Annotated in this window: 11 protein-coding genes; all 11 read right to left on the bottom strand. The window is 70.6% G+C overall.

The genetic code is table 11. From position 1 onward, the window contains the following. Positions 1-3: 3 nt before the first annotated feature. The 11 genes from SLUN_RS33000 to SLUN_RS32950 all read right to left on the bottom strand — a co-directional run bounded on the left by SLUN_RS33000 (position 4) and on the right by SLUN_RS32950 (position 14614). Complete coding sequence (locus tag SLUN_RS33000; protein WP_108153593.1) at positions 4-852, bottom strand: TatD family hydrolase; 849 nt, start codon at positions 850-852, stop codon at positions 4-6. Continuing rightward, entirely contained in the window at positions 852-1469 is a 618-nt protein-coding gene (locus SLUN_RS32995) for an EboA domain-containing protein (protein WP_108153592.1), read from the bottom strand. Before SLUN_RS32995 ends, SLUN_RS33000 begins: the two co-directional genes overlap by 1 nt. After that, entirely contained in the window at positions 1463-2335 is an 873-nt protein-coding gene (locus tag SLUN_RS32990; RefSeq protein WP_108153591.1) for a sugar phosphate isomerase/epimerase family protein, read from the bottom strand. Before SLUN_RS32990 ends, SLUN_RS32995 begins: the two co-directional genes overlap by 7 nt. Further along, entirely contained in the window at positions 2332-3372 is a 1041-nt protein-coding gene (locus tag SLUN_RS32985; RefSeq protein ID WP_108153590.1) for an SCO3242 family prenyltransferase, read from the bottom strand. The genes SLUN_RS32990 and SLUN_RS32985 overlap by 4 nt, the downstream gene beginning before the upstream one ends. Next, positions 3369-4538 carry an inositol-3-phosphate synthase gene (locus SLUN_RS32980; RefSeq protein WP_108153589.1) on the bottom strand — a complete coding sequence of 390 codons (1170 nt, stop codon included), beginning with the start codon at positions 4536-4538 and terminating at the stop codon, positions 3369-3371. Before SLUN_RS32980 ends, SLUN_RS32985 begins: the two co-directional genes overlap by 4 nt. A 70-nt stretch (positions 4539-4608) precedes the next feature. Beyond that, on the bottom strand, positions 4609-8292 hold the full coding sequence (locus SLUN_RS32975; protein WP_108153588.1) for a ThuA domain-containing protein: 3684 nt from the start codon (positions 8290-8292) through the stop codon (positions 4609-4611). A gap of 350 nt (positions 8293-8642) precedes the next feature. Beyond that, complete coding sequence (locus SLUN_RS32970; RefSeq protein ID WP_108153587.1) at positions 8643-9647, bottom strand: sugar phosphate isomerase/epimerase family protein; 1005 nt, start codon at positions 9645-9647, stop codon at positions 8643-8645. A 9-nt stretch (positions 9648-9656) separates the two neighbouring features. Next, entirely contained in the window at positions 9657-10907 is a 1251-nt protein-coding gene (locus SLUN_RS32965) for a Gfo/Idh/MocA family protein (RefSeq protein ID WP_108153586.1), read from the bottom strand. Positions 10908-10951: 44 nt separating this feature from the next. Beyond that, positions 10952-11998: a substrate-binding domain-containing protein gene (locus SLUN_RS32960; protein ID WP_108153585.1), complete on the bottom strand. Its 1047-nt coding sequence runs from the start codon at positions 11996-11998 to the stop codon at positions 10952-10954. Positions 11999-12059: 61 nt separating this feature from the next. Then, on the bottom strand, positions 12060-13094 hold the full coding sequence (locus tag SLUN_RS32955; RefSeq protein ID WP_108153584.1) for an ABC transporter permease: 1035 nt from the start codon (positions 13092-13094) through the stop codon (positions 12060-12062). Continuing rightward, positions 13091-14614, bottom strand: coding sequence for a sugar ABC transporter ATP-binding protein (locus SLUN_RS32950; RefSeq protein WP_108153583.1), 1524 nt, complete (start codon positions 14612-14614; stop codon positions 13091-13093). The genes SLUN_RS32955 and SLUN_RS32950 overlap by 4 nt, the downstream gene beginning before the upstream one ends. Between the last annotated feature and the right edge of the window lie 113 nt (positions 14615-14727).

The following is a 14727-nucleotide window of genomic DNA, read 5'->3' as shown; positions in this document are numbered from 1 at the left end:
TCCTCATTCCCCGCCGCGGAGGATGGAGTTGCCCTCGTGCAGGGATTCCGGTTCCGGGATGTCGAGCTGGAGGCGGCCGCTGAGGCCGTAGAAGGCGACGGGGTTGCGCCACAGGACCTGGTCGACGTCGTCCTCGGTGAAACCGGCGGCGAGCATGGCGTCACCGACCTTGCGGGTCTTGAGCGGATCGCTCTTGCCCCAGTCCGCGGCGGAGTTGACCAGGACCTTCTCGGTTCCGTACGCCTTGAGGATCGCGACCATGCGTTCCTCGTCCATCTTGGTGTCCGGGTAGATGGAGAAGCCGAGCCAGCAGCCGCTGTCAGTGGCATGCTTCACGGTCGTCTCATTGAGGTGGTCCAGCAGCACGCGCTCCGTGGGGAGAGCGGATTCGCGGATGACGTCGACGGTGCGGTGGAGGCCCGCGAGCTTGTCGCGGTGCGGGGTGTGAACGAGAGCGGGCAGGCCGTGGTCGGCGGCGAGCTGGAGCTGGGCGGCCAGCGCGTGGTCCTCCGCGGGGGTCATGGAGTCGTAGCCGATCTCGCCGACGGCGACGACGGAGTCCTTGACGAGATAGCGGGGCAGGGCGTCGATGACGGGGGTGCAGCGGGGGTCGTTCGCCTCTTTGGGGTTGAGGGCAAGCGTGCAGTGGTGGGCGATGCCGTACTGGGCGGCGCGGAAGGGCTCCCAGCCGAGCAGGGCGTCGAAGTAGTCGAAGAAGCCGGCGGGCGAGGTGCGGGGCTGGCCGAGCCAGAAGGAGGGTTCGACGAGGGCGCGGACTCCGGCGGCGTACATCGCCTGGTAGTCGTCGGTGGTGCGGGACGTCATGTGGATGTGGGGGTCGAAGATGCGCATCAGGACTCCTCGGACAGCTCGCCGGTCAGGGTCAGCACGCGATTGAGGTCGTGGGGGACGTCGCGGCCGGCGGCGGTGCGCTCGGCGGCGTAGTCGGCGAGCATCCGCGCGAGCTCGCTGTCGCCCGCGGCGCGGATGGGCAGGTCCGCGACGGCGTCGAGGGGTACGCCGGTGAAGAGGCACTTGAGGACGGCGTGCCGCCAGGCGTGCGGGCCGAGGTGCGCGGCGGCGTACGGGCCGACGGCCGCGGCGACGAGCCGGGTGTCGTTGGTGCGCAGGGCGTCCTCGGTGAGGGGCAGTGCGGCGGGGCCCTCGACCAGATGTGGGAGGGCGAGGAGGAGGGCGCGGCGCTCGGCGGCGGTGCCCTGCTGGTAGAGGCGGGTGAGCGTGGGGGTGTCGGCGCGGGCCTCGACGAGGAGCAGGGTGCGTACGGAGTCGGCGTGGTCCTGGCCGCAGTGGCGGCCGGCGGAGGCGAAGCGGAGTTCCCAGGCGGGCACGGCACAGGGGTCAGCGGCGTCCTCGCCCGTGCGCTCGCGCGCTTCGGCGAGCGCCTCGACGAGCCAGGCACGGGCGGTGTCGGGGAGTTGTGCGTCGAGTTCCTTGCGGATCCTCAGCATGACGGGGCTCCCTTCGACGGCACCTGTGAGCGGAGGAACTCGATGGAGGCGCGGGCGAGTTCGGGGCCCGCGTGGGAGTGGCGGGGCAGTTCGACGACGGTGAGGCCCTGGTAGCCGGTGGCGGCGAGGGCTTCGAGTACGGGCGGGAAGTCGATCTCGCCGTCGCCGAACGGCAGGTGCTCATGGACGCCGCGGCGCATGTCCTCGATCTGGACATGCCGCAGCCAGGGGGCGGCGTCGCGGACGCAGTCGGCGGGCGGTGCTGCCTCCAGGCACTGGCAGTGGCCGATGTCGAGGGTGAGCCCGAGGGGTTCGGGATCGCCGAGGAGACGGCGGAGGTGGTGGAAGTCGTCGAGTGTGGCGAGGAGGTGGCCGGGCTCGGGCTCGATGGCGAGGGGTGTTGCGGCGTTCTGCGCGGCGTCGAGGACGGGGGTGAGTGCCTCTTCCAGCCTCTCCCACGCGGTGTCGTTGGAGGTGTCCGCGGGGGTGATGCCGCTGAAGCAGTGCACGGCGTGGGCGCCGAGGTCGGCGGCGACCCGCACGGCGGTGGTGAGGAGGTCGGTGCGGGCGGCACGGCCGTCGGGGTCGGCGTCGAGGAGGGAGGGACCGTGTTTGCGGCGGGGGTCGAGGACGTAGCGGGCGCCGGTCTCGATGGTGACGCCGAGGCCCAGCTCGCTGAGCTTCTTGCCCACCTGGCGGGTGCGGGCGGCGAGTTCGGGGCCGAGGGGGTCGAGGTGCATATGGTCGAGGGTCAGTCCGACGCCGTCGTAGCCGAGGTCGGCGAGGAGGGCGAGGGCGTCGTCGAGGCGGAGGTCGGTGAGACCGTTGGTGCCGTAGCCGAGGCGGAGGTTCGTTGCGGGGCTCATGTCGGGCTCACCTTCCGTGCGAGCTTGCGGGCGAGCGGTACCAGCCCCATGACCGCGAGTGCGGTGGTGCCGGCGCCGGCGCGGGCGGCGAGGGCGGCCTGGAGCGGGATCATGGCCCGGATGCCGCCGCCGACGGCGCGCTGGGTGAGGGGCGGGGAGGGGTTGAGGGCGGCGTGGAAGAGGGGCTTGGCGGCAGTCCGGACGTAGGCGGCGGCGAGCGCGGCGGTGGCGAGGCGGCCGGGGGTGAGCGCGGCCCGGAGTGCGGGCGGTCCGGCTGACCGCTGGAGGCTCTCCCCTCCCCCGCCCCTTCCCGGCTGTGCCGATATGCGGCTCCGCCGCGTGGGGGGCAGGCCACCTCCTCGCGGAGGTCTCGATGCGAGCGCGCCCAGCGCGATCGTCGCCGCGAGCGCGGCGAGCGGCGCGAGGGTCGAGCCGCCCTGCGCCTCGCGTCGCGAGACGGTGGTGACGGCGTAGGTGTGCGCCGCGAGCAGGGCGGCGGACGGCAGCGCGGTGAACGCCGGACCGCGCGCGCCCGCAGCACGCCTCGGCTCGCCCGAAGTCCCGCGCCCCAGGCTCCCGCGCCGGGGCGGCGTGCCCGTCGCGACCGCGCCCAGTACCAGGTCCAGGCCTCTCGCCGTGGCCATCGCCGCCGGGCCGCCGGGGGTGTGTTTGAAGTGGAGGTCGTACGACCAGACCGCCGCTGACAACGCTGTCGCGACCGCCAACGCCGGGCGGCCCGCGCGGGACGCCAGTGCCAGGCCCGCCACCGTCAGCGCGCCCGCCGCCGTGAGCGCCGCCGTCGGGGTGATGCGGCCCGAGGGGATCGGGCGGTGCGGGCGGTCCACCGCGTCCTCCTCGCGGTCGGCCCAGTCGTTGAGGGCCATCCCCGCCTCGTACAGGCACAGGGACGCGCCCACCGCGAGCGCCGTGCCGCGGTTGGGGCGGGTTCCCAGGGTGGCCGCACCCGCCAGCGCGTCGCCCGGGACGGTGAACAGAGCGGAAACGCGCAGCAGTTCCGCCCAGGCCCGCAGGGTCACTTGGCCTCCCGCAGCCGGTCGGCGAACGACAGCAGTTGCCCGAACTGTTCCGAGAGCCCGGCCGGGCCGCCGTCCGGGTCCTTGAAGTAGAAGCCGAGTTCGGGCAGCGGCCCCGACAGGCCCGCCTCGTGGGCGCGGGACACCAGTCGCGCCAGGTCCAGGACCAGGGGCGCGGCCAGTGCCGAGTCGCAGCCCTGCCAGATGGTCTGGAGGATCATCCGCGAGCCGAGGAAGCCCTCGAAGGCGATGTGGTCCCAGGCGGTCTTCCAGTCGCCGAGGGCCGGTACGTCGTCGATGTGGACCTCGCCCTCCGGCGTATGGCCCAGCGTGTCGGCGAGGACGCGCTCCTTGCCCGCGTTCTTGGCGGCCGCGGCCGCCGGGTCGGCCAGCGACGCTCCGTCCCCGCCGCCCAGCAGGTTGGTGCCCGACCACGCCCGTACGGACAGGGCGCGCTGCACGAACATCGGGGCGAGCACGGAACGGAGCAGCGTCTGGCCTGTCTTGCCGTCGCGGCCCGCGTGGGGAAGTCCACTGGCCGCGACGGCGTCGGTGAGGGCAGCGGTGCGCAGCCCGGTGGAGGGGGTGAAGTTGACGTACGGGCAGCCGGCCCGGACCGCCGCGGCCGCGTACAGCGAACTCGGCGGCAGCCGTACGGCGTCGGGCGTCGGCTGCGGTTCGGTGGAGGAGACATTGACGACGACCACCCGGGCCAGCCCCCGCCGGGTCCGGAAGTCGGCCAGGTCGGCGGTGAAGGCGGCGATGAGCTCTTCGTCGCTCCGCGTGTCGCCGGACTGCGGCCCACCGGGACGTATCTCGCTGTCGGCCGCGGTCAGTTCACCGCGAACCGCCGCCGCCAGCCCGTGCGGCAGCACGCCCGCCGCCGCCAGTTCTTCGGCCCGCTTGGGCAGCGGGCAGTGCGCGATGTCGTGTCCGCCGAAGACCAACGACGACAGGGCGGGCAGGCAGGCATCGGCGAAGGGAGGCGTTTCGGTGACCATGCCGGCCGGCGAATGCAGCCCGGCGGTGACCGCCGCGCATCCGGCCACCGCGGTGGTGGCGACGGAGCCGCGGGCTCCGACGAACCAGACTCCGGTACTTCCTTGAGCGGTCTGAGCGGGCTCAGCGGACGAAGCGGACTCGGCGGACACGGGCTGCCTCCCTGCCATTTCGGTGTGGTGGAGGACGGCGGGCGGGGGGTACGGCGCCTCCCCGCCCGCCGCCGTCTGACGGGCGCGCCTAGGAGGGCAGCTCCCTGAGCTGGATGTTCCGGAAGGACACCTGGTCGTCGGCGCCGTGGTTCTGGAGGCCGATGTAGCCGTCCTTCAGGCTGCGCACCGGGTCGGTGTTGGTGAAGTCGTTGATCTTCACGCCGTTGAGGAAGATCTGCAGACGTTCGCCCTGGACCCGGATCTCATAGCTGTTCCACTGGCCGGGCGGCCGCAGCACGCGGTCGCGGGCCTTGATGTCGGCCGACTTGAAGCCGTAGACGGCGCCGGTGGTGCGATCGGCCGCATCGCTGGCGTCGATCTGCACCTCATAGCCGTTGTTCACGGCCGACCAGGGGTCGTCGGAGGCCGGGAAGCCCACGAAGACACCGGAGTTGTCGTCGCCCGCCATCTTCCAGTCGAGCTTCAGCGAGTACGAGGTCAGCTCCTTGGCCTGGTACCAGAGCATGCCCATGCCGCCCTCGGTACGCAGTTCCCCGTCGACGACGTTGAACTTTCCGGGCCCGGCCTGCTTCCAGCCGTCCACTGTCTTGCCGTTGAAGATCGGCCGGTAGCCGGTCTGCGGCTTGCAGTCGGCCTCGACCTGGCCGGCGGCGTAGCGCAGTCCGCCCAGCAGGTGCGTGCGGAAGGCCGGGTCGGCGTACGTCTCCTTGGTGTGGCCGCCGCCGGTGTAGAAGGAGCGGCCGCCCTGGTAGGTCTGGCACCAGGCGATCGGGTGGTCGCCCTTCATGGTGCCGCCCTGATAGGTGGTTTCGTCCAGGGTCGCCAGCACCCGGGCCTTGCCGCGCGGGTTGGTGCGGTAGTTGTACCACTCGTCGGTGCGCTCCCAGGCGTCGTCCAGATGCGCGGTCGACGGGTGCGTGTGGTCCTCGACCCGCACGGTGGCGGGCTGGATCTGCGGGTGCCCGGCGAAGTACGCGCCGACGAGCCCGCCGTAGAAGGGCCAGTCGTACTCGGTGTCGGCCGCGGCGTGCACGCCCACGTACCCGCCACCGGTGGTGATGAAGTTCTCGAACGCCTTCTGCTGCTCGGCGCCCAGTACGTCACCGGTGGTGGACAGGAAGACGACCGCGTCGTACCGGGCGAGGTTGCTGGTGGTGAACTGCGCGGCCTCCTCGGTGGCGTCGACCGTGATGTTGCTGGACGCGCCGAGTTCCTTCAGTGCGGCGACGCCGGCCGGGATGGAGTCGTGCCGGAAGCCGGCGGTCTTGGAGAAGACCAGGACACGCTTGGCGGTCCGGTCCGGTGCGCTGTTGGAGAGCTCGAAGTCGTCGACGTCGTAGAGTGCTCCGTCACCGCCCTTGAAGACCAGGAAGAGTTCGGTGGTCTTCTTCGGTACGGCCCGCAGGGGTACGTCGATGTCCTGGAAGGTGTCCCAGCTGCCGGTGACGGGCACGGGCGCCGAGCCGAGGATCGGGCCGTTCGCCGAGCCGGTGCGCACCTCGAGGAAGCCGCCGGCGCCGCCGGAGGAGATCCGGGCGGTGAGCTTGGTGGACCCGGTCAGGTTGTAGGGCTTGAAGGAGATCCAGTCGCCGTTGTGGATGTCTCCGACGGTCTTGCCGCCGTGCGCGCTCGCCTTGTCGTAGATCTTGATGCCCGAGGAGTTGTTGTAGTGCTCGGCCTGCCGGTGGCGCGGCTGGAGCTGCGCCTGGTCGTGGCCGGTGAGCGCGGCCTGGCCGCCGCCCCCGCCGTCGGTGTACTCGGCGTCGAAGACTCCGAAGATATTGGCGTTGGGGTCGTGGCCGCCGTCGGCGGAGGTCTTGATGGTGCCGGTGCAGCCGTTGGCCGAGGTGACGGGGTGGCCGTGGCTGTCATGGCCGAGGATGTAGGTCACCTTCACCTTGGCGCAGTCGACCGGCCCGTCCTCCGGGTCGGTGACCGTCACCTTGAAGGGGATCTCGTCGCCGAAGCTGAACAGCGCTCCCTCGGCCGGGAGTTCCAGGGTCACCTTGGGCGCGGTGTTGCCGACGACGACATGGACGCCGGCCGAGCCGGTGCGGCCGGTCGGGTCCTTGGCGGTGACGGTCGCCGTGTAGGTGCCGTTCTTCTTGTACGTGTACGTGGGGTTGGCCGCGGTGGATGTGCCGCCGTCGCCGAAGTCCCAGGCGTACGTGAGGGTGTCACCGTCGCCGTCGGTGGTGCCGGCCGAGGAGAAGGCGACCCGCAGCGGGGCCTTGCCGGAGGTCTTGTTGGCGGCTGCCTCGGCGACCGGGGAGAGTCCGCCGGTGGCGTTCTCGATCCGGTAGAGGCCGGAGTTCTCGTCGCCCCCGAACCAGGCGGTGCCGTAGTCGAGTACGTACAGCGCGCCGTCCGGGCCGAAGGCCATGTCCATGATCTGGGTGCCGGTCCATGGCACGGGGTTGATGGACTGGACCGCGCCGTCCTCGCCCTGCTCGATCCGCTTGATCCAGCGGCGGCCGAACTCACCGGCGAAGAAGTCTCCGTCGTACGCCTCCGGGAACTTCACCGGGGACGTGGAGGCCGCGTCGTAGCGGTAGACGGGCCCGCCCATCGGGGACTCGGAGCCGGTGCCGAACTCGGGCAGTGAGCCGCCGTCGTACGGGATCCAGGCGGGCTGCGCCGGCGGCAGGTCGACGAGGCCGGTGTTGTACGGCGACTCGTTCTTGGGCGCCGCGCAGTCGAAGGCGGCTCCGGACGTCTTGGTCACGAAGTCGTAGTCGACGTAGGCGTTGTTCTTGCCGGTGCAGAAGGGCCAGCCGAAGTTCCCGGGCTGCGTGATCCTGGCGAACTCGACCTGGCCGGCCGGGCCGCGCTTGGGGTCGGCCGCGCCCGCGTCGGGCCCGTAGTCGCCGAGGTAGACGATGCCGGTCTTCTTGTCGACGCTGAACCGGAAGGGATTGCGGAAGCCCATGGCGTAGATCTCGGGCCGGGTCCTGTCGGTCCCGGGCGCGAAGAGGTTGCCGTCGGGGACGGTGTACGAGCCGTCGTCGGCGACCTTGATCCGCAGAAGCTTGCCGCGCAGGTCGTTGGTGTTGCCCGAGGTGCGGCGGGCGTCGTACGCGGGGTTGCGGCCCGGCGTCTCGTCGATCGGGGTGTAACCGTCGGAGGCGAAGGGGTTGGAGTCGTCGCCGGTCGACAGATACAGATTGCCCTGGGCGTCGAAGTCGATGTCGCCGCCGACGTGACAGCAGATGCCGCGCGTCGCCGGGACGTCGATGACCTTCTTCTCGCTGGCGTTGTCGAGAGTGCCGTCGGCCTTGAGGACGAAGCGCGAGAGGCGGTTGACGCCGTCGAACTTAGCGAAGTCCTCGGGGGTGCCCGTGTTGGGGGCGTCGCCCGCGGGGGTACTCAGCGGGGGTGCGTAGTACAGATAGATCGCGCGGTTCTCGCTGAACTTCGGGTCCAGACCGATGCCTTGGAGACCCTCCTCGTCGTGCGAGTAGACGGGGATGGTGCCGACGACACGGGTGTTGCCGGCGCTGTCGGTCATCCGCAGCTCGCCGTTGCGTGAGGTGTGCAGCACACTGCGGTCGGGCAGGACCGCCAGCGACATCGGTTCGCCGGTCTCCTCACCGCCCTTGGCGAGGGTGACCTGCTGGAATTCCTCGGCGGCCGGCTCGGGGTCGGCGGCGGCCGCGATCTGCGGCGCGGTGAATACGAGCGAGGTCGCGGCGAGAAGACTGCCGGTGAGGAGTGCGAGTGCCTTGCGGGTTCTGAGCCTTTTCCTGTGCACGAATGTCCTCCGGGAGTGGCCGGTCGAACGGGCGGGCGGTGCTCTGCCCTCAATCGCCGGGCAGGCTGCGGGTGGAGCGCGTCCGCTGCGCTCTCGGGGCGGTGCTCGTCCTGCACCGCGCACCGGGCTGATTTCCGTGGGATCCGGAGTGCGCCGTCACGCCGGGGACCACCTATGTCCTGTACACCTCATGGACCGTATCCGGGTTCGTCCGGGACGGAAAGCCCTTGTGCAGCAGGGAAGTTCAACTTTTTCCTACCGCAGGACAAAGGCGTCACCGGGCAGGCCGGACCGGCCCGGCGGCGAATCCACCACCGGGCGCGGACCTGGACCGATCGACCCGGTCAGGTCTAGTCGCCGCCCCCGAAGGCCGCGTCGAAGGAGGCCGTGGGCGGGTCGAAATCGAATCGCTTCAGATCGGCAAGCGCTTCCGGGGCGCCCACCATGCGGTCCATGCCCGCGTCCTCCCACTCCACCGAGATCGGCCCGTCGTAACCGATCGAGCGCAGCATCCGGAAGACGTCCTCCCACGGCACGTCACCGTGCCCGGCCGAGACGAAGTCCCAGCCGCGCCGCGGGTCGCCCCAGGGGAGATGGGAGCCGAGCCGGCCGTTGCGGCCGTCGAGCCGCTTGCGCGCCTCCTTGCAGTCCACGTGGTAGATCCGGTCCCGGAAGTCGTAGAGGAAACCGACCGGGTCCAGGTCCTGCCAGACGAAGTGACTCGGGTCGAAGTTGAGCCCGAAGGCCGGCCGGTTGCCGACCGCCTCCAGCGCCAGCTTCGTGGTCCAGTAGTCGTACGCGATCTCGCTGGGGTGCACCTCGTGGGCGAAGCGCACGCCCTCCGCGTCGAAGACGTCGAGGATCGGGTTCCAGCGCTCCGCGAAGTCCTCGTAACCGCGCTCGATCATCCGCTCGGGCACCGGCGGGAACATCGCCAGCAGATGCCAGATCGACGAGCCGGTGAAGCCGATGACCGTACGGACTCCGAAGGCGGCCGCCGCACGCGCGGTGTCCTTGATCTCGGCCGCGGCCCGCTGCCGTACGCCCTCTCCGTCCCCGTCGCCCCAGATCCGGGCGGGCAGGATGGCCTGGTGGCGTTCGTCGATGATGCTGTCGCAGACCGCCTGACCGACCAGATGGTTGGAGATCGCCCAGCACGTGAGGCCGTACTTCTCGAGCAGCGCGTGCCGGCCGTCGAGGTACGAGGGGTCGGCGAGCGCCTTGTCGACCTCGAAGTGGTCGCCCCAGCAGGCCAGTTCGAGCCCGTCGTAACCGAAGTCGCGCGCGAGCCGGCAGACCTCCTCGAGCGGCAGATCGGCCCACTGGCCGGTGAAGAGCGTGAACGGACGGGGCATTCGGACCTCCTAGACCTGTGCCTGTACGGATGTCTGTGCGGATGCCTGTGCGGATGCCTGCGGTGCTGTCGGTACGGGGGTGAAGACCGCGTTCTTCTCCGCGCTCTCCTCCACCGCCGCGAGCACCCGCTGCACCTGAAGCCCGTCGGCGAACGACGGCGCCGGGTCGGTGCCCGTGGCGATCGCCTCGACCAGATCGCGCGCCTGGTGGGCGAAGGTGTGTTCGTAGCCGAGTGCGTGGCCGGGCGGCCACCACGCCTCCAGATACGGATGCTCCGGCTCGGTGACCAGGATCCGCCGGAAGCCGGAGGAGGCGGCGGGCTCGGTGTGGTCGTGGAAGGAGAGCTCGTTCAGCCGCTCCAGGTCGAAGGCCAACGACCCCAGCTCGCCGTTGATTTCGAGCCGCAGAGCGTTCTTGCGCCCCGAGGCCATCCGGGTGGCCTCGAAGGAGGCGAGCGCCCCCGACGCCAGCCGCCCGGTGAACAGGGCCGCGTCGTCGACGGTGACCGCTCCCCGCTCGACGCCGCCGGACGCGGAGAGACCGGCCGAGGCCCCCGCGAGCAAGGGCCTCTCCCGTACGAAGGTCTCCGACAGCGCCGAGACCCCGACCAGCGGCTCCCCCGCCAGATACTGCGCGAGGTCCACGATGTGCGCGCCCAGGTCGCCGAGGGCCCCCGAGCCCGCGTGCTCGCGCTCGAGCCGCCAGGTGAGCGGGAAGTCGGGGTCGACCAGCCAGTCCTGCAGATAGGTGAAGCGCACGTGGCGCAGCGTCCCGAGCCTGCCGTCGGCGATCAGCCGGCGGGCGTACGCGATCGCGGGCACCCGCCGGTAGTTGAAGCCGACCATCGCCAACTGGCCGCGTTCTCTTGCCAGTTCCGCCGCCGCGACCATCGTCTCGGCCTCGGCGACGGAGTTGGCGAGCGGCTTCTCGCACAGCACGTGCTTGCCCGCCTCCAGCGCCGCGACGGCGATCTCCGCATGGCTGTCCCCCGGTGTGCAGATGTCGACGAGCTGCACATCGTCGCGGGTCACGAGGTCGCGCCAGTCGGTCTCCGCCGCCGCCCAGCCGTGTTTGACGGCCGCTGCGCGCACGGCGGCCGCGTCACGGCCGCCGATCGCGGCGAGGACCGGCCGCATGGGCAGATCGAAGACGCGTCCCGCGGTGCGCCACCCCTGTGAGTGGGCGGCGCCCATGAACGCGTAACCGACCATGCCCACGCCCAGCGTCGGCGGAGCGGCCTCACTGTCCCTCTGTTCCATGCGGGTTCCTCTCATCGGTTGCTCGGTGGGGGCGGGCACGCCGGTCAGCTGAAGCCGGTGGGCAGGTACTGGGCGACGTTGTCCTTGGTGACGACGGCCGAGTACAGGGTGATCGAGGCCGGGATCTCCAACTCGGACATCCCGGCAACCCCCTTGGCCTGCCCGAGTGCGCGGGCGAGGTCGATGGCGGAGGCGGCCATCGTGGGCGGGTAGAGGACGGTGGCCTTCAGGACGCTGTTGTCGGCCTTGATGGCGTCCATCGCGGACTTGGCTCCGGCGCCGCCGACCATCAGGAAGTCCTTGCGGCCCGCCTGTGCGATGGCGCGCAGCGCGCCGACGCCCTGGTCGTCGTCGTGGTTCCACAGGGCGTCGAACTGGCTCTGCGCCTGGAGGAGTTGCGCCATCTTCGCCTGGCCGGACTCGACGGTGAAGTCGGCCGCCTGGCGGGCGACCTTCTTGATGTTGGGGTAGTTCTTCAGCGCGTCGTCGAAGCCCTGGGTGCGCTGCTTGGTGAGCTCCAGATTGTCGAGTCCGGCGAGTTCGATGACCTTGGCGTTCGGCTTGTCCTTCAGCTGCTCGCCGATGTAGTTGCCGGCGTTGAGTCCCATGCCGTAGTTGTCGCCGCCGATCCAGCAGCGGTAGGCCTGGGGGGACGCGAAGATCCGGTCCAGGTTGATGACGGGGATGCCCGCCTTCATCGCCTGCAGACCGACCTGGGTAAGGGCCTTGCCGTCGGCCGGCAGGATCACCAGGACGTCGACCTTCTTGTTGATCAGCGTCTGGACCTGGCCGATCTGGGCGGCGGTGTCGTTGGAGCCCTCGGTGATCTCCAGGGTCACCTCGGAGTACTTCTTCGCCCGCGACTTGGCGTTCTCGTTGATGGCGTTGAGCCAGCCGTGGTCGGCCTGCGGTCCGGCGAATCCGATGGTGACGGCCTTGCCCGGCTTGTCGTCGGCGGCCGGGACATTGTTGCCGGCCGTTTCGGTCTTCTTGGGTTCGTTGCTGGTGCAGGCGGTCAGCAGCGCGCCCGCGGACACGGCGGCGGTCCCGAACAGCAGGCCTCTGCGGCTGGTGGCTGGGATTTCTGGCATGACGGATCAACCCTTCGGCTGGGCGGTACGACAGATGGTGAAGTGGAGGGGTGGGGCGGGGTCAGGCTTCGCCGCCTCGCAGGGTGCGGTGCTGCACGAGGACGGCGGCGACGATGATCGCGCCCTTGGCGATCTGCTGGACGGCGCTCTCGAGGTTGTTGAGGGCGAAGATGTTGGTGATCGTGGTGAAGACGAGGACGCCGAGGACCGAGCCGACGATGGTGCCCCGGCCGCCGCTGAGCAGCGTGCCGCCGATGATCGCCGCGGCGATGGCGTCGAGTTCGTAGAGATTGCCGTTGGTGTTCTGACCGGATCCGGCGAGGACGATCAGCATGAATGCGGCGATTCCGCAGCACAGGCCGGACAGCAGATAGAGGTAGAGCCGCTGGCGGCGTACGTCGATGCCGGCGAGGCGGGCGGCTTCCGCGTTGCCGCCGACCGCGACGGTGCGGCGTCCGAAGGTCGTACGGTTCAGCAGCAGCCAGCCGACGACGGTGACCGCCGCGAAGACCAGCACCAGCGGCGGGATGCCGAGGATGTACGCGTCCTTGATGCCGAGGTCGAGCACGGAGTTCACGGTGACCATCTGGGTCTTGCCGTCCGTGATCTGGAGGGCGAGTCCGCGGGCCGATGCGAGCATCGCGAGCGTCGCGATGAACGGCACCATCCCGCCGTACGCGATGAGCAGTCCGTTCACCAGACCGCAGCCGAGTCCGACGATCACGGCGGTGAAGAGGATGCCCGCGAAGCCGTACTCCTGTGTTGCCAACGTTGTCGCCCACACCGAGGCGAGTGCCACGATCGCGCCGACCGACAGATCGATGCCGCCGCTGGTGATCACAAAGGTCATGCCGACGGTGACGACGCCGATGATCGAGGCCTGGGTGAGGACGAGCTGGAGGTTGCTCGTGGCGAGGAATTCGTCGGGCTTGGTGATGCCGCCGACCGCGATCAGGACGGCGAGGACGCCCAGCAGCGAAAGATTGCGGACATCGGGGCGCAGCCCGAGCGGGCGTTGCCAACTGCCTTTGTCCGGTGCCGGCTTGGCGGCGGGTATCGGCGCGTCGTGCTTCGCCGGAGAGGCTGGCTGCGTCATGCCTTCGGGCTCCCTTCCATCACAAGGTCGAGTACGCGGTGCTCGTCGAGCTGCCGGGCGTCCGCCGCGTGCACGACGCTGCCTTCGCGGAGCACCAGCACCCGGTCGGCGAGGCCCAGCACTTCCGGCACTTCGCTGGATACGAGAAGTACGGCGAGACCTTCGTCGGCCAGCCGGCGGATCACGGCATAGAGCTCGGCGCGCGCGCCGACGTCGACGCCCCGGGTGGGCTCGTCGAGCAGCAGCACCCGGCAGCCGCGCAGCAGCCAGCGCGCGAGTACGGCCTTCTGCTGGTTGCCGCCGGAGAGCGTACGGACGCGGGCGTCGGGGTTGTCGGGGCGCAGGGAGAGTTCCCTGGTCGCCTGCTGTGCGGCCCTGCGCTCCTCCTTGCGGTCGAGCCAGCCGCCGCGGGAGAAGCGGGACAGGGTGGAGACGGAGACATTGCGCGTGACGGACTCCAGCATCAGCAGCGCCTGCGCCTTGCGCTCCTCCGGGGCGAGTCCGATTCCGGCGCGGACGGCGGCGCGGACGCTGCCGGGGCGCAGCGGGCTGCCGTCGACGAGGACGCGGCCCGCGCTGGGCTTGCGGGCGCCGTAGATCGTCTCCAGGATCTCGGAGCGCCCGGAGCCGACGAGTCCGGCGAGCCCGACGATCTCGCCGGGCCGCAGTTCCAGATCGACGGGGGCGAACTCCCCTTCCCTGGCCAGCCCTTCGACTCGCAGGACCGGTTCCCGGGCCCCCGCACTGTCATTGGCCGGGCGCTCGGGGAAGACGTACTCGACGTTCCGTCCGGTCATCAGCGCGACGACTTCGCGGGTCGGCGTGGACTTGGCGGGGAGTCCGACGGCCACGGCCCGGCCGTCCTTGAGGACGGTCACGCGGTCGCCGATGCGCCGGATCTCCTCGAGGCGGTGCGAGATGTAGACGACGGCGACCCCGTCGGCGGTCAGGTCGCCGACGATTCGGAAGAGGTTGTCGACCTCGTCGGGGTCGAGGGCGGCCGACGGCTCGTCCATCACGATGAGGCGTACTTCGTGGGAGAGGGCGCGGGCCATGGAGACGATCTGCTGCTGGGCGGCGGACAGGTCGCCGACATGGCGGCCCGGGTCGATCTCGGGGTGGCCAAGTCGCTTGAGCAGCTTGGCTGTTGCCGACCTGGCCTCCCGGCCGCGTACGACGAATCCGGCGGCTGTCGGCTCGTGCCCGAGGAAGACGTTCTCGGCGACGGAGAGTCCTTCGACGAGGTCGAGCTCCTGGTAGATGGTCGCGATGCCGAGCCGCATGGCGGCGATGGGTGACTTCAGAGAGACGGTCTCGCCGCGCCAGGTGATCTGTCCGTCGTCGGGCTGATGGGCGCCGGCGAGCACCTTGATGAGGGTGGACTTTCCGGCGCCGTTCTGGCCGAGGAGGCAGTGGACCTCGCCGGCCTGGACCTCGAGGTCCACGCCGTCGAGAGCGCGGACGCCCGGGAACGACTTGGTGATGCCGGACATGGTGAGAAGGGGTGGTTCTGGTGCCATGACGAATCCCCTCGGCGGGTGCGGCCGGTGAGCGGGCAGGGCGTGGGGTGCTGGTGACGCTCATGGTGCTGGTTGCGCTCTTGGTGCTGGTTGCGCTGGTGGTTCGTGATCGA

Origin of the sequence: Streptomyces lunaelactis (assembly GCF_003054555.1) — a bacterium.
Taxonomy (GTDB): Bacteria; Actinomycetota; Actinomycetes; order Streptomycetales; family Streptomycetaceae; genus Streptomyces; species Streptomyces lunaelactis.
This window is presented reverse-complemented; position numbering and strand designations above follow the sequence as displayed.

Bases quoted from the DNA above. Each gene is read 5' to 3' on its own strand.
- SLUN_RS32995 (WP_108153592.1), bottom strand. From the start codon at position 1,469: ATGCTGAGGATCCGCAAGGAACTCGACGCACAACTCCCCGACACCGCC.
- SLUN_RS32960 (WP_108153585.1), bottom strand. From the start codon at position 11,998: ATGCCAGAAATCCCAGCCACCAGCCGCAGAGGCCTGCTGTTCGGGACC.
- SLUN_RS32990 (WP_108153591.1), bottom strand. From the start codon at position 2,335: ATGAGCCCCGCAACGAACCTCCGCCTCGGCTACGGCACCAACGGTCTC.
- SLUN_RS32950 (WP_108153583.1), bottom strand. From the start codon at position 14,614: ATGGCACCAGAACCACCCCTTCTCACCATGTCCGGCATCACCAAGTCG.
- SLUN_RS32965 (WP_108153586.1), bottom strand. From the start codon at position 10,907: ATGGAACAGAGGGACAGTGAGGCCGCTCCGCCGACGCTGGGCGTGGGC.
- SLUN_RS33000 (WP_108153593.1), bottom strand. From the start codon at position 852: ATGCGCATCTTCGACCCCCACATCCACATGACGTCCCGCACCACCGAC.
- SLUN_RS32970 (WP_108153587.1), bottom strand. From the start codon at position 9,647: ATGCCCCGTCCGTTCACGCTCTTCACCGGCCAGTGGGCCGATCTGCCG.
- SLUN_RS32980 (WP_108153589.1), bottom strand. From the start codon at position 4,538: ATGGCAGGGAGGCAGCCCGTGTCCGCCGAGTCCGCTTCGTCCGCTGAG.
- SLUN_RS32955 (WP_108153584.1), bottom strand. From the start codon at position 13,094: ATGACGCAGCCAGCCTCTCCGGCGAAGCACGACGCGCCGATACCCGCC.